The sequence below is a fragment of the Mesorhizobium sp. FG116 genome, assembly GCF_057809835.1.
The window spans coordinates 43,405-65,484 of the sequence record NZ_JBMDKS010000010.1; the positions used below are offsets into that span (position 1 = coordinate 43,405).

At 62.1% G+C, this 22,080-nt stretch carries 20 protein-coding genes and 1 pseudogene; 9 read left to right on the plus strand and 12 right to left on the minus strand.

Features of this window, described 5'->3' with window-relative positions; translation table 11 throughout:
* Nucleotides 1-11 precede the first annotated feature (11 nt).
* Entirely contained in the window at nucleotides 12-1,046 is a 1,035-nt protein-coding gene (locus tag ACODTY_RS10245) for an extracellular solute-binding protein (protein ID WP_488994167.1), read from the plus strand.
* 68 nt (nucleotides 1,047-1,114) lie between these two features.
* Nucleotides 1,115-2,284 carry a serine hydrolase domain-containing protein gene (locus ACODTY_RS10250; protein WP_488994168.1) on the plus strand — a complete coding sequence of 390 codons (1,170 nt, stop codon included), beginning with the start codon at nucleotides 1,115-1,117 and terminating at the stop codon, nucleotides 2,282-2,284.
* Nucleotides 2,285-2,309: 25 nt separating this feature from the next.
* Here ACODTY_RS10250 and gyrB read toward each other — a convergent pair whose 3' ends face one another.
* Together gyrB and ACODTY_RS10260 are read right to left on the minus strand one after the other, a co-directional pair.
* On the minus strand, nucleotides 2,310-4,763 hold the full coding sequence (gene gyrB / locus ACODTY_RS10255) for a DNA topoisomerase (ATP-hydrolyzing) subunit B (RefSeq protein ID WP_488994169.1): 2,454 nt from the start codon (nucleotides 4,761-4,763) through the stop codon (nucleotides 2,310-2,312).
* 184 nt (nucleotides 4,764-4,947) lie between these two features.
* Complete coding sequence (locus tag ACODTY_RS10260) at nucleotides 4,948-5,517, minus strand: NADPH-dependent FMN reductase (protein WP_488994170.1); 570 nt, start codon at nucleotides 5,515-5,517, stop codon at nucleotides 4,948-4,950.
* A 170-nt stretch (nucleotides 5,518-5,687) separates the two neighbouring features.
* Between ACODTY_RS10260 and ACODTY_RS10265 the strand changes: the two genes are divergently transcribed.
* Complete coding sequence (locus ACODTY_RS10265; RefSeq protein ID WP_488994171.1) at nucleotides 5,688-7,055, plus strand: cytochrome P450; 1,368 nt, start codon at nucleotides 5,688-5,690, stop codon at nucleotides 7,053-7,055.
* A complete protein-coding gene (locus tag ACODTY_RS10270; RefSeq protein WP_488994172.1) occupies nucleotides 7,052-7,327 on the plus strand; it encodes an acylphosphatase in 276 nt (91 codons plus the stop codon). Before ACODTY_RS10265 ends, ACODTY_RS10270 begins: the two co-directional genes overlap by 4 nt.
* Before the next feature lie 40 nt (nucleotides 7,328-7,367).
* Here ACODTY_RS10270 and ACODTY_RS10275 read toward each other — a convergent pair whose 3' ends face one another.
* Nucleotides 7,368-7,745, minus strand: a complete 378-nt coding sequence (locus tag ACODTY_RS10275; RefSeq protein WP_488994173.1) for a YraN family protein — start codon at nucleotides 7,743-7,745, stop codon at nucleotides 7,368-7,370.
* Nucleotides 7,738-8,634 (minus strand): 16S rRNA (cytidine(1402)-2'-O)-methyltransferase, encoded by an 897-nt coding sequence (rsmI, locus tag ACODTY_RS10280; RefSeq protein WP_488994174.1) that lies wholly within the window; start codon nucleotides 8,632-8,634, stop codon nucleotides 7,738-7,740. Before rsmI ends, ACODTY_RS10275 begins: the two co-directional genes overlap by 8 nt.
* 146 nt (nucleotides 8,635-8,780) lie before the next feature.
* Between rsmI and ACODTY_RS10285 the strand changes: the two genes are divergently transcribed.
* Complete coding sequence (locus ACODTY_RS10285; protein ID WP_488994175.1) at nucleotides 8,781-8,963, plus strand: hypothetical protein; 183 nt, start codon at nucleotides 8,781-8,783, stop codon at nucleotides 8,961-8,963.
* A gap of 76 nt (nucleotides 8,964-9,039) precedes the next feature.
* Here the strand turns inward: ACODTY_RS10285 and ACODTY_RS10290 are convergent.
* The 5 genes and pseudogenes from ACODTY_RS10290 to rph all read right to left on the minus strand — a co-directional run.
* Nucleotides 9,040-9,156, minus strand: a pseudogene (locus tag ACODTY_RS10290) (EamA family transporter); the annotation flags it as partial.
* 9 nt (nucleotides 9,157-9,165) lie between these two features.
* A complete protein-coding gene (gene hemW, locus ACODTY_RS10295) occupies nucleotides 9,166-10,323 on the minus strand; it encodes a radical SAM family heme chaperone HemW (RefSeq protein WP_488994176.1) in 1,158 nt (385 codons plus the stop codon).
* 2 nt (nucleotides 10,324-10,325) lie between these two features.
* Complete coding sequence (rdgB, locus tag ACODTY_RS10300; RefSeq protein WP_488994177.1) at nucleotides 10,326-10,973, minus strand: RdgB/HAM1 family non-canonical purine NTP pyrophosphatase; 648 nt, start codon at nucleotides 10,971-10,973, stop codon at nucleotides 10,326-10,328.
* Nucleotides 10,973-11,383 (minus strand): VOC family protein, encoded by a 411-nt coding sequence (locus ACODTY_RS10305; protein ID WP_488994178.1) that lies wholly within the window; start codon nucleotides 11,381-11,383, stop codon nucleotides 10,973-10,975. Before ACODTY_RS10305 ends, rdgB begins: the two co-directional genes overlap by 1 nt.
* Nucleotides 11,384-11,393: 10 nt before the next feature.
* Nucleotides 11,394-12,110, minus strand: coding sequence for a ribonuclease PH (gene rph / locus ACODTY_RS10310; RefSeq protein ID WP_488994179.1), 717 nt, complete (start codon nucleotides 12,108-12,110; stop codon nucleotides 11,394-11,396).
* 145 nt (nucleotides 12,111-12,255) lie between these two features.
* Between rph and hrcA the strand changes: the two genes are divergently transcribed.
* The 3 genes from hrcA to ACODTY_RS10325 all read left to right on the plus strand — a co-directional run bounded on the left by hrcA (nucleotide 12,256) and on the right by ACODTY_RS10325 (nucleotide 15,002).
* Nucleotides 12,256-13,341: a heat-inducible transcriptional repressor HrcA gene (hrcA, locus tag ACODTY_RS10315; protein WP_488994180.1), complete on the plus strand. Its 1,086-nt coding sequence runs from the start codon at nucleotides 12,256-12,258 to the stop codon at nucleotides 13,339-13,341.
* Nucleotides 13,342-13,373: 32 nt separating this feature from the next.
* Nucleotides 13,374-13,571, plus strand: coding sequence for a hypothetical protein (locus ACODTY_RS10320; protein WP_488994181.1), 198 nt, complete (start codon nucleotides 13,374-13,376; stop codon nucleotides 13,569-13,571).
* 90 nt (nucleotides 13,572-13,661) lie between these two features.
* A complete protein-coding gene (locus ACODTY_RS10325; RefSeq protein ID WP_488994182.1) occupies nucleotides 13,662-15,002 on the plus strand; it encodes a PQQ-dependent sugar dehydrogenase in 1,341 nt (446 codons plus the stop codon).
* 9 nt (nucleotides 15,003-15,011) lie between these two features.
* Here ACODTY_RS10325 and ACODTY_RS10330 read toward each other — a convergent pair whose 3' ends face one another.
* The gene (locus tag ACODTY_RS10330; protein ID WP_488994255.1) at nucleotides 15,012-15,725 is read right to left on the minus strand and encodes an N-acyl amino acid synthase FeeM domain-containing protein; all 714 of its coding nucleotides are present in this window, start codon (nucleotides 15,723-15,725) and stop codon (nucleotides 15,012-15,014) included.
* Here ACODTY_RS10330 and ACODTY_RS10335 point away from each other — a divergent pair.
* Nucleotides 15,703-16,080 (plus strand): hypothetical protein, encoded by a 378-nt coding sequence (locus ACODTY_RS10335; RefSeq protein ID WP_488994262.1) that lies wholly within the window; start codon nucleotides 15,703-15,705, stop codon nucleotides 16,078-16,080. The two genes, ACODTY_RS10330 and ACODTY_RS10335, sit on opposite strands and share 23 nt — an antisense overlap.
* Here ACODTY_RS10335 and ACODTY_RS10340 read toward each other — a convergent pair.
* Both ACODTY_RS10340 and ACODTY_RS10345 read right to left on the minus strand, forming a co-directional pair.
* Nucleotides 16,073-18,382, minus strand: a complete 2,310-nt coding sequence (locus ACODTY_RS10340) for a putative bifunctional diguanylate cyclase/phosphodiesterase (RefSeq protein ID WP_488994256.1) — start codon at nucleotides 18,380-18,382, stop codon at nucleotides 16,073-16,075. The genes ACODTY_RS10335 and ACODTY_RS10340 overlap by 8 nt on opposite strands.
* Nucleotides 18,383-18,524: 142 nt before the next feature.
* A complete protein-coding gene (locus ACODTY_RS10345) occupies nucleotides 18,525-22,004 on the minus strand; it encodes an indolepyruvate ferredoxin oxidoreductase family protein (protein ID WP_488994183.1) in 3,480 nt (1,159 codons plus the stop codon).
* Nucleotides 22,005-22,080 lie beyond the last annotated feature (76 nt).

Sequence of the window (22,080 nt, forward strand, 5' to 3'; positions counted from 1 at the left end):
GGAGAGCAGAAATGAGATGGAAGACACTGGCCGCGACAGCGGCAATGGCGGTCGTCGGCTTTGCCGGCAGCGCCTCGGCGGCGGGAGAGCTCAACATTTTCAACTGGGGCGACTACACCAGCGCCGAAATGATAAAGAAGTTCGAGGCGGCCTATGACGTCAAGGTCACCATCACGGACTACGACTCCAACGACACCGCGCTTGCAAAGGTGCGCGCCGGCGGCCACGGCTTCGACATCGTGGTCCCTTCCGCCAACTATGTGCAGATCTGGGTCAAGGAAGGGCTGTTGCTTGAAGCTCGCCCCGACCAGATGGAAAACTTCAAGAATGTCGATGAGCGCTGGGTGAACGTTCCGTGGGATCCGGGCCGGCACTACACCGTGCCGTGGCAGTGGGGCCTGACCGGCATCGGGGTCAACACCAAGGTCTATAGCGGCGACATCAACACCTCCGCGATCTGGCTCGACCCGCCGCCGGAACTGGCAGGCAAGATCAACGTCGCGCCCGAGATGAATGACGTCCTGTTCGCCACCATCAAGTATTTCGGCGGCGAATGGTGCACGGAAGATCGTGAACTGCTCAAGAAGGTACGCGACAAGCTGGTGGAAGCAAAGCCGAAGTGGCTGGCGATGGACTATAGCGTCACCGAAAAGTTGCCGGCGGGCGACTACTCGGCTGTTTACTACTGGAACGGCGCAATCATGCGTTCGCGCGAGAAGAACCCCGACATCAAGTTCGGCTATCCGAAAGAAGGCTTCCCCTACTTCATGGACAGCGTGGCGATCCTGAAGGATGCCAAGAACGTCGAAAACGCGAAGCTGTTTATGAATTTCATCATGGACCCGCAAAACGCGGCCATGATTTCGGCCTTTGCAAAGTACTCCAACGGCATCAAGGGTTCGATGCAGTACATGCCGGCAGAGATGCAATCGGCACCAGAACTCGTCGTGCCGCCGGAATTCGAAAAGGCGGGCGAGTTCCTCACCACCTGCGAGCCGCCGGTGCAGGAGCTTTACACCAAGATCTGGACCGAACTTCAGAAGTAACCGCGACCTGCGATGGGCCGGGCGCGAATGCCCGGCCCTAGCTGGAACACACACACGAAATCAAGAAGATGCAGCAGACGACCGCGTTCGAGACGCAATTCGGCTTTCGCCGTGACGAGGTGACGCTGGCCAACTGGCGAACCCATCCGTTCAACAAATGGTCATTCCAGAACGCCGGCGAACTGGTGCCCAGCGCCCGCATCTCTGCGCTTGAAGCCAGCGAAACCCCGATGCAGGACATGAGTGGCTTGCTGGGCGAGAAACTCGCGCTGAAATCACGGACGGAAACGGTCACCGATTTTCTCGCGCGCTCGGATACCGACGCGCTGACGGTGATGAAGGACGGCAAGATCGTCGGAGACTGGCTTTCGCCGCACATGCAGCCGGTCGCGCGCCATATCATCTTTTCGATCAGCAAATCGCTGACAGCGATCCTCGCCGGTATCGTGGAGGGTGAAGGTCTGCTCGACCCTGACGCACCGGTGACGCAATACGTGCCGGAGGCAAAGGGTTCAGCTTACGGCGATGCGACCGTGCGCCATGTGCTCGACATGGTGGTCAGCATCGACATCGACGAAGCCTATACCGACCCGGACAGCGCCTATGGCCGCTATCGCAAGGCGACGTTGTGGAACCCGGGCGGCGGCACGGAAAGCCTGACATCGTTCCTGATGACGCTGCCCCGGCTAGCGGAAGATCACGGCAAGACATTCCGCTATCGCTCGCCCAACTCCGACCTGCTCGGCATCGTCATCGAGCGCGCGACCGGGCGACGCATTCCCGACCTGATGAGCGAGAAGCTTTGGCAGCCGCTTGGCGCCAAGAGTGAGGCGTCTGTCACGGTCGATATGGAAGGTGCGGCGCGCACCGCCGGCGGAATGTCGGTGACGCCGCGCGACCTTGCCCGCGTCGGCGAGATGATGCGGCAGGGCGGCACGGCGAATGGACGCCAGATCGTTCCGCAAGCTTGGGTTCGCGATACCACGAGCGCAGGCAGTTCAGCCGCGTGGCAACGCGGAGAGATGGTGCATCTGTTTCCGAACGGCCGCTATCGCAACAAGTGGTATCAACCGGGAGACGGAACATTCTGCGGCATCGGCATCCACGGCCAATGGCTCTACGTAGACCCATCGACCGCGACGGTGATCGTCAAGATGTCATCGCAGCCGGAGCCGATTGACGACCCGCTCGATGCCGACTGCGTCGCTTTCCTTAAGGCGCTGGCCAAGATGGCTTAAGGCCGCCGGATCGACGGCCTCACGATCAGATGTCGAGATTGGCGACGCTTAGCGCGTTGTCCTGGATGAACTCGCGGCGCGGTTCGACCTCGTCGCCCATCAGGCGCGAGAACAGCGAATCCGCACCGGCGGCATCGTTGACCTTCACCCTCAGCAGCGAACGCACATTAGGGTCCAGCGTGGTTTCCCAAAGCTGCTCGGCGTTCATCTCGCCCAGCCCCTTGTAGCGCTGCATGGTGAGGCCCTTGCGGCCGGTTGCGAAGACCGCATTGAGCAGAGCAAGCGGACCAGAAATCGTCTCGCTGGATTCCTTGCGACGCAGCACCGGCGGGTGGCCGTAAACATCTATGAGGCGAGGAGCCAACTTGTCGAGCTGGCGCGCGTCGGCCGAATTGACCAGCCCCATGTCGAGATGAACATATTCCTTGACGCCGCGCACGGTGCGCTCGAACACATAGCCTCCAGAGCCGTCGTTGGAACGCGAGGTCGAGCCCTTCCAGCCGCGCTCTGTGTCCTCTGCGATGATGTCCAGCCGCTCGGCAATGCGCTCTGCCATGGCGTTCGCTGTGCCAAGGTCCGCAAAGAGTTCCGGGTTAAGGCCGCCGGCAATGGCAGCCTGCTCAACGACGGGGCGGCTGTAGCGGGTGTGCAGACCGTTCAGCAACTGGCGAACGGCCAGCGCATCTTCCACCGCGACGCGCAAATCCTGCCCGGTGCGGACTTCGCCGGAACCCAGCGTCAAGGCCGCTTCCTCAAGGCCGGTGCCGATGAGGTATTCCTCAAAGGCGCTTTCATCCTTCAGGTACTGCGAGCTCTTGCCGCGCGAGACTTTGTAGAGCGGCGGCTGGGCGATGTAGAGATAGCCGCGCTCGATCAGCTCTGGCATCTGCCGGAAGAAGAAGGTGAGCAAAAGCGTCCTGATATGCGCGCCGTCGACGTCGGCGTCGGTCATCAGGATGATCTTGTGGTAGCGCAGCTTTTCGATGTTGAAGCCGTTGACCTCGTCCTTGCCGATGGACGTGCCCAGCGCAGTGATCAGCGTGCCGATCATGTCGGACGAGAGCATGCGGTCGAAACGCGCCCGCTCGACATTGAGGATTTTGCCGCGCAGCGGAAGGATGGCCTGGTTCTGGCGCGAGCGTCCGCCCTTGGCGGAGCCGCCGGCGGAGTCACCCTCGACGATGAACAGTTCGGACTTTGCCGGGTCCTTCTCCTGGCAATCGGCCAGCTTGCCCGGCAGCGACGTGACGCCAAGCGTCGACTTGCGGGTGATATCGCGCGCCTTGCGCGCTGCCTCGCGCGCAGCCGCTGCCTGGATGACCTTCTCGATCACCACCTTGCCTTCGGCGGGATGTTCTTCGAGCCAGGTGCCGAGAGCTTCGTTGACGAGACCTTCGACCACCGGTCGGACTTCCGACGAAACCAGCTTGTCCTTGGTCTGCGAGGAAAATTTCGGGTCAGGCACCTTGACCGAAAGCACTGCCGTCAGCCCTTCACGGCAGTCGTCGCCGATCAGGCCAACCTTTTCCTTCTTGGTAAGGCCGGAGCTTTCGCCGTAGCCGGTGACCTGCCTGGTCAGCGCGCCGCGGAAGCCGGCCAGATGGGTGCCGCCATCGCGCTGCGGGATGTTGTTGGTGAAGGCCAGCACGTTCTCGTGGTAGCTGTCGTTCCACCACATCGCGACCTCGACGGTGATGCCGTCGCGTTCGGCGCGAATGGCGATCGGCTTGTCGATCAGCGGCTTCTTGGCCTTGTCGAGATATTTCACGAACTCTTCCAGCCCGCCGTCATAGTGCAGTTCCTGCTGCACGATGTCGGCATGGCGCTTGTCGGTCAGGACCACGCGCACGCCGGAATTCAGGAAGGCCAGTTCGCGCAGGCGATGCTCGAGCGTGTCGTAGTCAAACTCGACCATGGTGAAGGTGTCGGGCGACGGCATGAAGGACACTTCGGTGCCGGTTTCGTCACCCGCATCGCCGGTTTCCTTCAACGGTGCGTCGGCCACGCCGTGGGTGAAGCTCATCTCATGAACCCTGCCCTTGCGGCGAATCTTGAGCCTCAGCCAGACCGAAAGCGCATTGACGACCGAAACGCCGACGCCATGCAGGCCGCCGGAAACCTTGTAGGAATTCTGGTCGAATTTACCGCCGGCATGAAGCTGGGTCATGATGACCTCGGCTGCCGAGATGCCTTCTCCGCTGTGGATATCGGTCGGAATGCCGCGCCCATTGTCGGTCACGGTGCACGAACCATCGGGATTAAGCGTCACGGTCACCAGCGTGGCGTGGCCGGCCAGCGCTTCGTCGATGGCGTTATCGACGACCTCGTAGACCATGTGGTGCAGGCCTGAGCCGTCGTCGGTGTCGCCGATATACATGCCCGGCCGCTTGCGAACGGCGTCCAACCCCTTCAAAACCTTGATGGAATCGGCACCGTATTCGGCCTGCGCGCCGTTGTCGTTCTCGGACTGATCGCTCATGAAAACCTGTTTTCTCGAAGCTGCACGGGAGGCGCGAAAAACACGCCTCGAATCGCACTGTCTGATGCACCAAGATATAGGCGTTCAGAGGCGATTTTCCAAGCTTTCCGGGCATTTGACCACAGGTGACGCCAAGCGGGCAGCGGCTGGAGAAAGCAAGACCGGCAACGCTTGCGGAGACAGGCTAGCCGGCGCGCATCGGCTTCAGCGCCAGGCTCCAGCGATGCAGTTCGTTCAGCATGGTTTCCGCACCCGTTGTCACCTGCTCGGAAGGCTGGAAGACACCGTCTTCGTCTAGGCTTTTCTGGTACATCGGGATCGCGACGGCTTCCGGGATCGGCATGATCTTGACGGTGGTGAGCAGCGGCTTCACCGCCTGCACCGCGCGCAGACCGCCGGACACGCCGCCATAGCTGAAGAAAGCAGCCGGCTTGTACTGCCATTCGCGCGTAAGGTAATCGACCGCGTTCACGATGGCCGGGGCGGCGTAGTAATTATACTCAGGCGTGACGAAGACGAAGGCATCGGCGGCATCGACCGCCTTCGACCATGCCTTGGTGTGTTCTTTCTCGTATTTGCCAAGCCGCGGGTGATGCGGTTCGTCCAGCAAAGGCAGATCAAACTCCGCGAGGTCAGTGAGGACCGGCTCGAATTTACCGTGCTTGCGCGCAAACGCCTCCAGCCATTCGGCGAAAACGGGGCCGGCGCGGCCGGGGCGGGTCGAGCCGATGATGATGGCGAGGCGATGCTTCAAGGTTCAGTCCCTTTCAATGCGATACCCTGTGGGCGGTATCCTGTGGTGACCGCGAGATAGGGCTCAACCGCAGGGCAGGCAAGAAGGCACCTTTCGGTAACCGCAAGTGCCCCGCTGCTATGGACGCTTTGCCCGTCGGCACCTACATTCCGCTTTCAAGAGAGCAGACAATGGACGCACAACCTGCCCCATTCGTGCCGCCGGCCCCCAGGCCGCGCACCAAGCCGCCATCGACGCTGGAGATGATCCGCATCGTCTACCGCAATCCGCTCGAATTGTGGGGCGAGCCTTCCTACAATGAACCGTGGATTTCGGTGACCGGTGTCGGCGGGCCATTGGTGATCGCCAACGATCCGGGCCTGATCCGGCACGTGCTCGTGGACAACGCCAAGAACTACAAGATGGCGACGGTGCGCCAGAAAATCCTGCGCCCGATCCTGCGCGATGGGCTTTTGACCGCCGAGGGCGATGTCTGGAAGCGTTCGCGCAAAGCGATGGCGCCGGTATTCACGCCACGCAACATCTTCGGCTTCGCGGGACCGATGCTGAAGCGGACGCTCGAGTTTGTCGAGCGCTACGAGGACGGCGCGGTTTCGGACATCGCCCACGACATGACGATGCTGACCTATGACATCCTCGCCGAAACGCTGTTTTCGGGCGAGATTGCGGGCGAACCGGGCAGCTTCGCCAAGGAGATCGACCATCTGTTCGAGACGATGGGCCGGGTCGATCCGCTCGACCTGTTGCGCGCGCCGGACTGGCTGCCGCGCCTGACCCGCATTCGCGGGCGAAAGACGATGGCCTATTTCCGCAAGATCGTCACCGACACGGTTTCGATGCGCGAAGAGCGCCTGAAACGCGACCCGGACGGTGCACCGCAGGATTTCCTGACGCTGCTTTTGCGCGCCGAAGGACCGGACGGGCTGACGCGCGCGGAGATCGAAGACAACATCATCACCTTCATCGGCGCAGGCCACGAGACGACGGCGCGGGCGCTAGGGTGGACGCTTTACTGCCTTGCCGAAGCGCCGTGGGAGCGCGAGCGGATCGAACGGGAGATCGATGCGGTTCTCGCTCGCGAACCCGACCCGGTGAAATGGCTGGAAGCGATGCCGCTGACACGCGCGGCCTTTGACGAGGCGCTGAGGCTCTATCCGCCCGCCCCTTCCATCAACCGCGAACCGATCGAGCCGGAGACCTACAAGGGGCTCTACATTCCTCCCAAGGCCGCCGTGCTGGTGATGCCGTGGGTGGTGCATCGCCACCGCAAGCTGTGGGACCAGCCGGACGCCTTCCTGCCCGAGCGCTTCCATCCCGGCAATCGCGACAAGATCGACCGTTACCAGTATCTGCCGTTCGGCGCGGGCCCGCGCGTTTGCATCGGTGCGTCCTTCGCCATGCAAGAGGCGATCATCGCGCTCGCCATCCTTCTGTCACGTTTCCGGTTCGAGACTGTGTCCGAGACCAACCCGTGGCCGGTGCAGAAATTGACCACGCAGCCGCAAGGAGGCCTGCCAATGCGGGTGACCCGGCGATGACACGTGCAGTGCTGGTGCGCATAAGCGGGCGCGTGCAAGGGGTGAGCTTCCGCTTCTGGACACGACAGGAGGCCGAGCGACTTAGCCTCAATGGCTGGGTGCGCAACGAGCCGGACGGCTCGGTGCAGGCGCTCGTGGCCGGGTCCGACGGCGCGGTTGCTATGATGCTGGAACGGTTCTGGGAAGGTCCGAGCGGCGCGGTTGTGGCCGATGTGAGGGCCGAGGCAGCCGACACCGCAGGCGTGCCGGTCGGATTCCGCATCAGCGGCTAGGGTGGCTAGCTGTTCCGGTGCCGTTGCCCGGACTTGCGGCTCAATTCCTGCCCTGGAAAATGTTTTCCACATGCACGGGCCAGCGCCGGGGCAGAACCGCCACCATGTCGAAGCGCACGGACAGGCGGCCATAGTCGGGTTGGCGCACAAGCCACAAGTCGGCTGCGCCTTCGATGCGGCGTTCGGATTCACGCGCGATCGCCTCCATCGCTTCGACCAGCGAACGCCGCGCCTTTACCTCGACGATGAGGATCAGGTCGCCGCGACGGGCAATCAGGTCGATCTCGCCCAGTTTCGTGCGGTAGCGGCGGGCAAGAATGCGATAGCCCTTCAGCATCAGCGCGAGCGCCGCCAACCATTCGCCGTGATGACCGCGCCGATAGGCCTTGCGACGGCCGGCGGTTCCGGTGTCAGGCATTCGCTTTCAGTTCCAGCAGGCGGCGATAGAGGTCCTGCTTGCTGGTTCCCGTCATCTTCGCCGCCTCGGCTGCGGCTTTGGAGGCCGGCAATTCGGCGGCAAGCGACAGAAGCAGGCTGTCAATGTCGGCAGGCGCTTGGGCCTCAGTATCAGGCGGACCGACGCAGATGACGATTTCGCCCTTGGGCGTGTCGGCGGCAGCATAATGATCGGCAAGCTCACGAAGCGAACCAAGCCGCATTTCCTCGAAAGCCTTGGTGAGTTCGCGGCCGATGGCGGCCTTGCGCGTGTCGCCCAGCGTTTCCGCCATCGCGGCAAGCGTCTCGGCCAGTCGACGCGGCGATTCGAAGAAGATCAAGGTCGCGGGCACGGCACGGAGTTCTTCCAGTCGGGTGCGTTTCTGGCCGGCCTTTACCGGCAGGAAGCCTGCGAACAGGAAGGCATCGGACGGCAAGCCGGACGCCGTGAGGGCTGCCAGCGCCGCAGAAGGCCCCGGAATTGGCACGACGCGCAAGCCGCGCTCCAGCGCCTCGCCAACCAGCCGGTAACCGGGATCGGAGACAAGCGGCGTGCCGGCATCGGAGATCAGCGCCACGCTTTGGCCGGCCTCCAGCGCCTCGATCAGCCGTGGACCGGCCTCGGCGGCATTGTGTTCGTGATAGGCGGTGGTGCGCCGCCGGATGCCGTAGCGCTCAAGCAGGACGCGGGAAACGCGGGTGTCTTCACACGCGACGATGTCGGCGGCGGCGAGCGTTTCCAGAGCGCGCAAGGTGATGTCGGCCAGATTGCCGATGGGCGTGGCAACGAGATACAACGCCGGCTGCAGCGGGCGGGCCGGGACTTCGGTCGAGCCGATCAGGTAGCTGTGTTTTTTTGTTTCGCCGGCCATTTCAAACCCTCGCCGGCCCCTGTTTGGCACGGCTTGGCCCGCGTTGCAAAACCCACAGCTTTCCATCCTCACCGCCATGTCTTTGCCACAGTGCGGAACGAAACCGGCGACCATGGATTTAGACATCGATTCTCGAGGAGGACACGATGGACAGTCTGAAAATCCAGGATGCTTTCGAGCCCTACTATGCCGGGCGCAAGCGCTTTGCCTCGGACCGCAAGTTGTCCGGCGCCAACGGCATCAACAATCTCAAGCAGTTACGGGCGGCATACAAGCAGCGGCTTGAGGCCAAACGCGCTGGCAAGACCGGCAAAGCAATGGAGCGCTGATCGACCGATGCCCAACCGCTTCGACGTTTTCATGTCGCGGATCGAAACGAAGAGCGCCCGAAGCGACGCCCCGCCGCTACACCCGGCAGGCAACAAGTACGGCGCCAACAGCAACAAGGCCGACGCCAAGCCAGTTCGTGCCGCTGAGGCGTTCTCCGAGAAACACAACGCCAAACACCGCAACAAGCACAACGCCTGAGCGTTACCGCGCCAGATCGGCAACCAGTGCATCAAGCACGATCATGCCGGATGGCGTGGCGCGCAAGCGGGAATTGCCGATGGAGGCGACCAGTCCCTCATCCTGCAGGATCGATAGCCGCGACGAGGAAAGGCCGCGACCTGAAAGGCGTTCGTAGCGCGCCAGATCGATGCCTTCGACGAGGCGAAGCCCCATCAGCAAGAACTCGTCGGCCTCTTCGGACCGGCTCAGCACCTCGCCGTCGATGATGCCATGACCCTTGCGTTCGACCAGATCGGCCCAGCTTTCCGGCATCTTCTCGGCAATGGTGACGATGCGTGTGCCATTTTCGACAAAGCGCCCGTGCGCGCCCGGGCCGACGCCGACATATTCGCCGTAGCGCCAGTAGGTCAGGTTGTGGCGGCTCTCCGCTCCGGGGCGGGCATGGTTGGAAATCTCATAGGCCGGCAGACCGCGCGCGGCGGTAATTTCCTGGGTGACGGCATAGAGGTCGGCGGCATGGTCGGGATCGGGGATCTCGAACTTGTGCGCCGCATGCAGTTTTGAGAAAGGCGTGCCGTCCTCGATGGTGAGCTGGTAGAGCGACAGGTGGTCGGCGGCGTGCCTAATCGCCTGCTCAAGTTCTGCCGCCCACGCCTCCGGGGTCTGGTTTGGCCGAGCGTAGATCAGGTCGAACGATAGGCGCGGGAAAATTTCGCGGGCGAGACCGATGGCGTGCAAGGCTTCCTCGACATTGTGCAACCGGCCGAGAAAACGCAAATCGGCATCGTTCAGCGCCTGCACGCCAAGGGAAACGCGGTTGATGCCGGCAGCGCGGTAGCCGCGAAAACGCTCGGCCTCGACCGATGACGGGTTGGCTTCCAGCGTCACCTCGATGCCGGCGGGCACCGTCCAGTTTTTCGCCACCGCATCCAGAACAGCGCCAACGGTTTCCGGCTTCATCAGCGAAGGCGTACCGCCGCCAATGAAGATGGACGTGACCTCGCGCGGACCTGTGCGGGCGCGCATGGTGGCAAGCTCGGTGGCAAAGGCGTTGGCAAAGCGCTCCTGATCCACCGGCTGGTGGCGGACATGGCTGTTGAAATCGCAGTAAGGGCATTTGGCCGCGCAGAACGGCCAATGAATGTAGACCCCGAACCCGGGTGAGCGATCCAACTGCATGATCAGGCGACGTCCAACCTCGCTTGCGCGAATTTCTGGAAGGCGCGGGCGCGATGCGACAAGGCAGTCGCCTGCCCCGGTTTCCAACCGTGCTTTTCCTCGGCCTTCATCTCGCCGAAGGTCTTGTCGAAGCCGTTTGGCAGGAACACCGGATCATAGCCAAAGCCGAGTTCCCCGCGCGGCGGCCACACCAGCGTGCCTTCGACCTCGCCACGGAAATATTCGGCCTGCCCATCGGGAAAGGCGAGGCAAATGACGGCAACGAAACGGCCGGTGCGTTGTGCTTGTTCCCTGGCGCCGACCTCCTGCATCGCCACTTCCGTGCGCTGCATGGCCATGGCGAAGTCGCGGCTGCCATCCGGCAGTTCGGCCCAGTTGGCGGTGTAGACGCCCGGCGCGCCATCGAGCGCATCTACGCACAGGCCGGAATCATCGGAAAGAGCCGGCAGATTGGTGGCCTTGGCCGCCGCGAAAGCCTTGATGTAGGCGTTTTCCTCGAAAGTCGTGCCGGTTTCGTCGGGTTCGGGCAGGCCGTATTCCTTGGCGGATTTCGCTTCGAAGCCGAACGGACCCATGAGGTCGGCGAATTCGCGCAGCTTGCCGGCGTTGTGGCTGGCAATGACGATCCTGCGGCCATCCAGTTTGTGCATCACAGATTCCAGATCTTCGGTTCGGCGAATTCCAGCGAATTGCCGGAAGGGTCACGGAAATAGATTGAACGTCCACCGGCTGGCCAGTGAAAATCGGCCTCGATTTCCACCCCCAGTTCGACCAGACGCGCACGCCAGCGTTCGATCTCGTCGGCGCTTGCGGCAAAACACAGATGTCCCTGCCCGACCGTGCCATGCGGCGGCACCGGCAGGCGGGCATCGGGCGGCGGCGGAATTTTCGTCGCCTCTGCATTGAACAGCAAAATCACACCCGAGCCGCAGCGAAAGAAGACGTGCCTGCCCCCGACCTTGGCAATGCGTTCCAGACCAAGGATACCGCCATAAAAGCTTTCCGCCGCGTCGAGATCGGTGACGTAGAGTGCGGATTCGAGGATGGCGGATGGGGTCATCGCAAGCCGCCTAGGCCACCGCCATCTGCTGCAGGCTGACGAGACGCGCAATGCCCTTCTTGGCAAGCACCATAAGCTCGGTGAACTGCGCTTCCGAGAACGGCTCGCCTTCCGCCGTGCCCTGTATCTCGACGATGCCGCCCTTGCCGGTCATAACGAAATTGGCGTCGGTGCCGGCCGAGGAATCTTCCAGATAATCCAGGTCGATGACCGGCTGGCCGTCATGGATGCCGCAGGAGATGGCGGCGACATGGTCCTTCAGCACCCGCTGCACACTTGCCATCTGGCGCGCTTCCATCCAGCGCAGGCAATCATAGAGAGCCACCCAGCCGCCAGTGATCGAGGCGGTGCGGGTGCCGCCATCGGCCTGCAGCACGTCGCAATCGACGGTGATCTGTTGTTCGCCGAGCGCCTGCATGTCGACGACGGCGCGCAGCGAACGGCCGATGAGGCGCTGGATTTCAAGCGTGCGGCCACCCTGCTTGCCGGCAGAGGCTTCGCGGCGCATGCGGTCGCCGGTCGAACGCGGCAGCATGCCGTATTCAGCCGTCACCCAGCCCTTGCCGGTGTTGCGCATCCAGCCGGGCACCCTCTCTTCAAGGCTTGCGGTGCAAAGCACGTGCGTGTCGCCGAACTTGACCAGGCAAGAGCCCTCGGCGTGCTTGGAGACGCCCCGTTCGAAGGAGATGGCCCGCATTTCGTCGGGCTGGCGTTTGGAGGGGCGCATTCGGGCCTCTTTCTGGCAATTGTCCGGATTCCTGGCGGGCTTGTAGCCGTATGCAAAGCGGGGCGCAAAGGAAAACGCCCCGGCTTGCGCTTGGCCGACCCAAGTCTATATCCTTGACTTGGAAGCCACGGCCAGAAAACCGCAGATGACGAAACCGATTGCCGATCCGACCCTGCATTCGCCCGCAGTCCAATCGCTGGACATGCGCTCGCGCGACATATTCCGGCGCATCGTCGAATCCTATCTGAGGGACGGCGAACCGGTTGGTTCGCGCAGCCTGTCGCGCATCCTGCCGTCGTCACTGTCGCCGGCGACGATCCGCAACGTGATGAGCGACCTCGAGCATCTCGGCCTTGTCTACGCGCCGCATATCTCGGCCGGCCGCCTGCCGACGCAGGCTGGCCTGCGCTTCTTCGTCGATGCCTTCATGGAACTTGGCGACCTTTCCGACGACGAGCGCCGCAGCATCGAGGCGCAGATCAAGGCTTCCGGCACCGAATCCTCGCTGGAACACATGCTGACGGAAGCAAGCCAGATGCTGTCCGGGGTTTCGCGCGGCGCGGGGCTGGTGCTGGCAGCCAAGAACGAAGCCGCGCTGAAACATATCGAATTCATCCAGCTTGAGCCGACCAAGGCGCTGACCGTCCTTGTCTCGCAAAACGGCGATGTCGAAAACCGCGTCATCGACCTGCCTGCCGGCGTCACCGTCTCGCAATTGCATGAGGCCTCCAACTTCCTCAACGCCCATATCCGCGGCCGAACCCTGGCCGAGGTGCGCACCGAGATCGCGCGGATCAAGGAGGAAACGCGGGCGGCGCTCGACACGCTGTCGCAGGATCTTGTTGAAAAGGGTCTTGCGCTCTGGGCTGGTTCCGAAACCGGGCTGCCGGCGCGTCTGATCGTGCGCGGCAGGGCCAACCTTCTGGAGAACGTGACGGCGCAAGCCGATCTCGACCTGCTTCGGCACCTGTTCGACGATCTGGAAACCCAGGACGGGCTGATCCAGTTGCTCGACATGGCCGAGCAGGGACCGGGCGTGCGCATCTTCATCGGCTCGGAAAACAAGCTGTTTTCGCTGTCGGGATCGTCGCTGGTGGTGGCGCCCTATCGCGACAAGGATGCGCGCGTGGTGGGCGCACTGGGCGTGATCGGTCCAACGCGCCTCAACTATGCCCGCATCGTGCCGATGGTTGACTATACAGCCCAGCTTATCACGCGCTTGCTGCGCTGAGTGCAGTCCTGCGGGCCACCAAGGAGGCATCAATGGCACTGGAAGAAATCAAGGCCAGGATCAGCCTGCTGCTCGAGCAAATGGTCAACCAGCCCGAGGATAATTACGAGACGCAGGAGCAGTTGCACGAAAAACTGAGGGAACTGCGCGCCATGGGCCTGCCCTTGCCCGACGATCTCGTTGAACTGGAAAAGCGTCTCGATGAGGAATTCAGCGGCGACGACGCATAGCCACGTTCAACTCCGTTCACATCGACGTGTGATGCGGAACGACCGTCCTCCTCCTACGTTGCGCCCTTGGTCAACCCACGGAGCAACGGATTGAAGCAGATTGCGCTACTGACCCTTCCCCTCTTGCTGGCAGCGACAACCGCTTTTGCGCAGAACACAACCCTATTGAAGGGCGAAGCCGCATTCGGCGACTGGCGGGGCGACAAGCCCGGCGTGCGGCGGCTCATCGTTCCCGACGACCTGCAAGCTCCATACGCCACTGACTCGGCATCCAACGGCGCGGACCGGGCAGCGATGCCGCCCGAAGCCGGCCCGCAATTGCCTGCGGGTTTTTCCGCTGAAATGATTGCCTCGGGCATCCGCAATCCCCGCACCGTGCGGATCGCGCCGAACGGAGACATTTTCGTCGCCGATTCACGCGCCAACCAGATCAGGGTCTATCGCCTCGGCGAAGGCAGCGCCAAACCCCTAGAGCAAGCGGTCTTCGCAAGTGGACTGCGACAACCCTACGGCATCGCATTCTATCCTGCCGACAAGCCGGAATGGGTCTACGTCGCCAATTCGAACAATGTGGTGCGCTTTGCCTACAAGGCCGGCGATCTCGAAGCTTCCGGCGACGCGGAGGTGATGGTCAAGCGGCTGCCGGGCGGCGGGCACTGGACCCGCGACCTTGCCTTCTCTCCTGACGGCCAGACGCTCTATGTGTCGGTCGGCTCGGCGTCCAATGTCGCTGAAGGCATCGGCCAACAACCTGCTGGCGGCATCGAGGCCTGGGCCGAACAGCAACCGCTTGGGGCGCTTTGGGGCAATGAGGAAAAGCGTGCCGCCGTGCTCGCCTTCGATCCGGACGGCGACAATGAACGCATCGCCGCGACAGGCTTGCGCAACTGTTCCGGGATGACCGTGCAGCCCGAGACCGGTGCGCTCTGGTGTGCGGTCAACGAGCGCGACGGCCTTGGCGACAACGTCCCGTTCGACTATGCGACGAGCGTCAAGGAAGGCGCTTTCTATGGCTGGCCCTGGTACTACATCGGCGGTCATGAAGACCCGCGCCATGCCAATGCCCGCCCCGACCTCGCCAGCCATGTGACGGTTCCGGACGTGCTGTTCCAGGCGCACTCGGCGCCGCTCGGCATTTCCTTCTACGAAGGCAGCCAGTTTCCGGCTGACTTCAGGGGCGACGCGTTCGTGACCCTGCACGGTTCGTGGAACCGCGGCGTCCGCACCGGCTACAAAGTGGTGCGGCTGATGTTCGAAAACGGAAAGCCGACCGGTGAATACGAGGATTTCATGACCGGCTTTGTCGTGTCGGACGAAGAGGTGTGGGGCCGGCCTGTTGGGGTGGCTGCGGCCCGGGACGGTTCCCTGATCGTCAGCGAGGACGGCAGCGGCACGCTTTGGCGCGTCACCTACAAGGGCAACGCGCCGTAAGACTTGCGCTCAGGCCGCGTCGTAGAAATATTTCGCGGTCGGCAGGATCGTCAAAGGTGCGAGTTCGCCCTTGCGCGGCTTCGCAAACAGCATGCGCCGCTCGGCTGCCGTTGAATGGAAGAACGGAAAGCGGCGCAGGATCCAGTTGCGATTTGCCGCGACATTGGCGTCATAAAGCATGACCGGCACCGTAAAGGGCGGATAGGGGCGAGGTTCACCCACCTGCACCGCTCCGAAAATCCGGCGATAGAAGGCCGTATGTTCCTCGCGGATCACGCCGATGCATGCTGTGGCGTCAAAATGCACGCTCGCCAGCAAGCCAAGCCGCAGCGTGACATAAGGCAAGGCCTTGTACGAGGCGACAAGTTCCGGGTCCGCCGCAAGAAGCGTGGGATTGATGAAGCTCTCGCCGCGATCCAGACGAGGCTGGAGCACGTCGCCAAAAGTCGTCATGGCCGGCCCGTAAGGCTCTTGCGGGCTCAGATGATGGATGCGAACCGTGCAAACCAGATTGTCGTCGATGAAAACGCCGAACTTGTAACTGTTCGAGGTGTCGTCGAAGTCATCCGACATCTTCTGTTCGCGGCTCTCGGGAAGAAAGCCGTTGAGATGATAGGCCTTGTAGCGAAGGCGGTAGATCGCTTCGAGATCTTCTCCGGATTCACACCTTCTGTATTCAATATGCTCGAGCAGATCGGATATGTTTCTGGAAAAAGAAGATATTCTTTTGGGATCCGGATACGCGTCACCAACGCGCACTAGTCCCTCGGTCGCCGCAACCGACATGTCATTCCCTCTCTATCCGCCGCACTTTTCAAGCTATCCGATCGCGGGGTCTGGTAAAAAGGAAAAATTAGCGCCAAGTCATTTACATTATATTAAGGTTAATAATCCGCCGCGATCCGTAGACAACGACGAGATCAAAATGAAGTCTGCGCAATGGTGGATGACAGGCCGCAGATTCTTGGCTGGACCTTTGATCGCCGGCGCGATTGCTATGATTATCAGGCGCAAACCAGGAGATTGCCGCCAGACGGGTCACACGCCCGGCATCACGCTCCGGGAACGGGTCAGTTGATTGCGCGCTGGCTTCCGGAACGCAGTTCGCGGGCGAAGGGCCACACGGTCGTCGACATGGTCTCGATACCAGCCGCCGTCAGTGCGGAGCCGAACAGGAACCCTTGCACGAGATCCGGGCGGATGGACTGCATCAGGACCTTCAACTGTTCGAAGTTCTCGACCCCTTCGATGGTGATGGTCAGGCCAAGCGTGCGGGTCAGGTCAACGATACCCTTCAGCAGAACCAGCGAGTTCGACTGGGAGGTCAGGTCGACGAGGAACGAGCGGTCGATCTTGACCTTGTCGAGCGGCAGCTTGTGCAGGTAGCTCAGGCTGGAATAGCCGGTGCCGAAATCGTCCAGCGCAATGCGCACGCCAAGGCCCTTCAACTCCTGGATGAGTTCGCGCGTGGCGGACTTGTCGTCAAGCAGCGCGGTTTCGGTGACTTCCACCTCCAGCCGCTCGGGAGCGAGACCGGTACTGGCAAGCGCGTCGCGCACCTTCTGGATGACGTTGCGGTTGCGGAAGTCGCGTGCCGACAGGTTGACCGAGACGTTGGTGTTTTCCGGCCACTTTGCGCATTCGGCGCAAGCCGCGTTGAGAACGAAGGTGCTGATGTCGGAAATGATGCCCATTTCCTCGGCCAGCGGAATGAACACGCTGGGTGAAATCGGCCCGAGTTCGGGATGGTCCCAGCGGCAGAGCGCTTCGCACCCGGCGATGCGCATGGTCGTCATGGAGACGATCGGCTGGTAAACGACGCGCAGGCTGTTGGCTTCGACGGCGCTGCGCAGGTCGGCCTTCATCATCTGGCGGTTGCGGAAGGCCGCGTCCATCGAAGACTCGAACATGCGCCAGCCGTTCTTGCCAAGTTCCTTGGCCTTGTAGAGCGCAAGGTCGGCCTTGACGATCATCTCGTCCACGTCGCTGTGCTCCACGCGCGCCATGACAGCACCGGCGCTGGCCTGAATGCGCAAGACATGGCCGGCGACATCCACCTCGCCCTGCAGGCCGGCGAAGATGTCGTCCAGAATGCGGCCGAGATCGCCTTCGCTTTCGACGCGATCAAAGAAGATCATGAATTCATCGCCGCCAAAGCGGCTGACCTTGACGCCCGGCGCCGAGAAGGATGTCAGCCGTTCGGCAACGGCATAGATCAATCCGTCGCCGACAGGGTGGCCGAGTGTATCGTTGACGCTCTTGAAATCGTCGAGGTCGATCGCGGCAAGCGCGCAGAAGCGGTCGCGGTTGCCCGACGACATGCACTCTTCGACCAATTCGTGGAAATAAGCCCGGTTGATCAGCCCGGTGAGGCTGTCATAGCGCGCCATGAAGCGGATGCGCTCTTCAGCTTCCACACGCGCGGTGACGTCTTCAAAGGTGATGACGCCGAGTTCCTGGCTGCCTTCGCGGGCGGAAAACTCGTAGTGCTGTCCGTTGGAAAAGCCGACAAGGACCTTGCGGTCCCGGCCTTCGCGCAAAGCCCTCGTCAGTTGCGCTTCGACATACTGGCAGTCCTTTGCCGTCAGCATACCGCCCGCTACGCCGCGCATGAGCAGCGAGTGGACCGAACGGCCCAGCAACTGGTCCTGGGATTTCAACGACATCAGGTGCGCGGCTTCGGCATTGGCAACCACAACGCGTCCATCTGGAGCCAGCATGATGAGGCCATGCGACATGGTGTTGAGCGCGCGATTGAAGCGCTGGGCCAGTCGCGTCGCCTTCTTCTCTTCGCTGATCGCGGTGAAAAGCACCGTGCGCACGATGCGCGCCATGGTGTTGATGGTGAAAATAAAGGGGACGATGAACAGGCCGAGGATGAAATTGTAGAAGTCGCCTTTCAGCATCAGGCCAAGCGCAATCGGCGCGATGACCGAGACGGTCAGGATGACGACCATCTTGCGCGAGCCGAAGTTTCGGCCGGCGATCGTGATGGCGCTCGCCAGGACCATGGAGATCGCGGCAACTTCGCCGAAAAGATCAGGCGCGATGTAAAGGCACGTAAACGCGAAGAACCCGACCACCGATCCGTGAATGGTGCCCGCGATGAGATAATATCTCTCCCATTCCAGCGCCGATTGGTAGGTGACGATGGTTTCGCGCTTCACCCGCTGGATGGCGTAATATCTGCCAAGCGTCACCACCACCATCAGGATGGTGAGAACGATGTAGATGGGAGCGGACGACTTCCAGTAGACCAGGGTGCCGATAACAGCCTGAGAAAACGCGGCAACGAAAAGCAGGCTCGCGTTTTCAAACAGCGAGCGCACGAAGCCTACGTATACGTCCTCAGTTATGTCGTCAGGTTTATCTACGTTCATGGCCTGCGCCGTCGCACGAAACGCAGACATGCCATGTTTCGCCTTAAAAAACCTTTAGAGACACGACCTTTACGGGTAGCTGAAACGCATGAAACACAGGAAAATTCGACATTCTTCGCTTCAGGTAAACAAGAGGTATCGATCATTCAGCAGCCTGTAGTTGCGGCTCTGCAACCTTCCCTTCGAGCCTTTCCAGAAGCCTGGAGCGTTCGCCTTCGGCCCTTTTAATCGACGCGTGTTTGACGTGGCCATAGCCGCGGATGAGAACCGGGACCGATGCAAGTGCGGCAGCAGCCTCAAGGCGATCCGGGGCGAGACGGCCTGCGATAAGGTCGATGTCCCGCTCGTAATCCGCCAGCAACCGCCGCTCCAGCCGCCGCTCGGCCGTGTAGCCGAACAGGTCGAATGCCGTGCCGCGCAGACCCTTCAGTGTCGCCAAAATTCGGAACCCGGTCATCATCCAGGGACCGAAACTGGATTTTCGCGGACGTCCATTCGCGTCGCGCCTGCCGAGGATCGGCGGGCCAAGATGGAACTCCAACCTGTCGTAGCTGCCGAATTGGCGAGAAAGTTCGCGGGTGAACGAACCATCGGTGTAAAGGCGCGCGACCTCATACTCATCCTTGACGGCCATCAGCTTGAACAGGTTGCGGGCGACCGCTTCCGTTACCACAGTTGAACCGGGCGCAGCCTTCGCCTCGGCGGCACGAACGGAGGCGATCCTGTCCGTGTAACGCTTGGCGTAGGCGGCGTTCTGGTAAGCGGCAAGGAACTCCGCGCGACGCGCGATCACTTCATCCAGCGTCTGGGCGAGCGGCTTTTGCGACCGTGCTTCGCTCTTGCCTTCCACAAGTTCGCGCACGAATGCCGGCTGGTGAGCTGCCCTGCGCGCCCAGCGGAATGCGGCGATGTTCATCGCGACAGCCTCACCGTTCAACTCGATCGCCTTTTCGACCGCTTCCGCAGATAGCGGCAAGCCGCCAAGCTGCAGGGCAAAGCCGAGCATGAACATGTTGGCCCCAAGAGAATTGCCGAACAGCACCGTCGCGGTATGTGTCGCGTCAACGAAATGCGCCATGTCGTCGCCGGCTGCCGACCGGATGGCCTTCTTGATACGCTCGACCGGCAACGAAAAATCCGCCGATCGCGTAAAGTCGCCTGGCATGATCTCGGCAGTGTTGGCGAGAAAAAGCGTATGCCCCTCGCGAACCGAGGCCAGCACTTTCTTGGCACCCGATACAACGAGATCACAGCCAAGCACGAGGTCTGCCTTGCCGGCAGAAACGCGGATGGCATGGATATCTTCCGGCCGGGACGCGATGCGGACATGGGTGAAAACCGCGCCGCCCTTCTGGGCAAGTCCGGCCATGTCGATCATGCCGCATCCCTTGCCCTCCAGATGCGCAGCCATGCCCAAAATCGCGCCGATGGTGACGACGCCCGTGCCGCCGACGCCGTCGATGACCGCCGCCCAACCGTCGCGGTCCAGACTGTAGGGCGCAGGTTCAGGCACGCCGGCCAGCGGATCTGCAGACCCGGCGAGACCCGCAGCTTTCCTGATCTTGGCACCGTGAACGGTGACGAAGGACGGGCAAAACCCGTCAACGCAGGAGAAATCCTTGTTGCAGGACGATTGGTCGATGCGGCGCTTGCGTCCGAACTCGGTCTCGACCGGCTGCACGGACACACAGTTCGACGCGACACCGCAATCGCCGCAGCCTTCGCAGACCAGTTCGTTGATGAAGATGCGCTTGTCTGGATCGGGAAACGCACCGCGCTTGCGGCGGCGACGCTTTTCCGCCGCGCAGGTCTGGTCGTAGAGCAGGACGGAAACGCCCTTCACCTCGCGCAGATCGCGCTGGACCCGGTCCAGTTCCTCGCGAGGATAGATGGTTACGCCTGAAGGAAATTCGGCGCGGCCGGCATATTTGTCCGGCTCGTCAGTGACCACGGCGATGCGGTCCACCCCTTCGGCCCGCACCTGACGGGCTATGGCATCGACCGTCAGGCCACCGTCATGCGGCTGGCCGCCGGTCATCGCCACGGCGTCGTTGTAAAGGATCTTGTAGGTGATGTTGACGCCGCTCGAGCGGGCAAAGCGGATCGCCAGCGCACCGGAATGGTTGTAGGTGCCGTCGCCGAGGTTCTGGAAGATGTGGTCTCGCGTCGAGAACGGTGCCTGCCCTACCCATTGAGCGCCCTCGCCGCCCATCTGCGTGAAGCCGACCGTCGAGCGGTCCATCCACAGCGCCATGAAATGACAGCCGATGCCGGCGGCGGCAAGCGAGCCTTCCGGAACCTTGGTCGAGGAATTGTGCGGGCAGCCGGAGCAGAAGTAAGGCGTGCGCGAGCCGACATCCTTGGTGTCCGCCAGCATGGCCTGGAACTGGCGCAAATTGGCGACGCGCGCGGCAATCTCGTCCGAGTGGCCGACGGTCTTCAGAATGCGCTCGCCAAGCGCAATGGCGATGTCGTTGGGGTCGAGCGCGCCCTTGGCCGGAAACAGCCAGTCGCCGCGCTCGTCCTTCTTGCCGACGATTTTCGGCTGGATGGCGCTGCCATAGAGGTTTTCGCGTAGTTGCACCTCGATCAGCGAGCGCTTCTCCTCGACGACGATGATCGTATCGAGGCCGCGCGCAAATTCCGCGACATGCTCGAAATCGAGCGGCCACGGGCAGCCGACCTTGAACAGGCGTATGCCGATGCGATTGGCGGCGGCCTCATCAATGCCGATGTCTTCCAGCGCCTGGCGCACATCGAGATAGCTCTTGCCAACGGTGACGATGCCGAGCTTCGGCTTGCGCCCACCGGAATAGACGATGCGGTTCAGCCTGTTGGCACGGATGAAGGCAGCAGCAGCCGCGCGCTTGTGTTCGAACAGGCGCTCTTCCTGCCCGAGCATGTTGATCTCGTGGCGGATGCCGAGGCCGCCGGGCGGCATGTCGAATTCCGGAATGACGATATCGAGATGCCCAAGCGAAGCATCGACCGATGCGGTCGATTCGATGTTGTCCTTGACGCATTTGATGGCGGCCCATGTGCCGGCAAAGCGCGACAGGGCAAAACCGTAGAGACCGTAGTCGATCAATTCCTGCACGCCGGCCGGGTTGAATACCGGGATCATCGCATCGACAAAGGCGAATTCGGTGGCGTGCGCGTTGGTGGACGATTCCGCCATGTGGTCGTCGCCCATCAGGGCAAGCACGCCGCCATTCTTCGAGGTGCCTGCAAGGTTGGCGTGGCGGAACACGTCGCCTGTGCGGTCGACGCCCGGCCCCTTGCCGTACCAGACGGAAAAGACGCCGTCGAAGCGGCCTTCGCCCAACAGTTCCGCCTGCTGAGTGCCCCAGCAGGCGGTCGCGGCCAGTTCCTCGTTAAGGCCCGGCTGGAAAACGATATCCGAGCCGGCAAGCTGGCTTTTCGCCTTCCACAATTGCTGGTCGAGGCCACCAAGGGGCGAGCCGCGATAACCCGAAATGAAGCCCGCCGTGTTGAGGCCGGCCAACCGGTCGCGCTCGCGCTGCATGAGCAGCATGCGCACCACGGCCTGCGCGCCTGAGAGAAAGACGCGCTCCTTGGACAGGTCGAATTTGTCGTCGAGCGCGACGGCATGCAACGTCATCAGGTTTCACCTCTGCGGAGGCCACGATAAGCTGGCCAACGTCGAGAACAGATGAACCAGTCTTTCTGTCCAAACC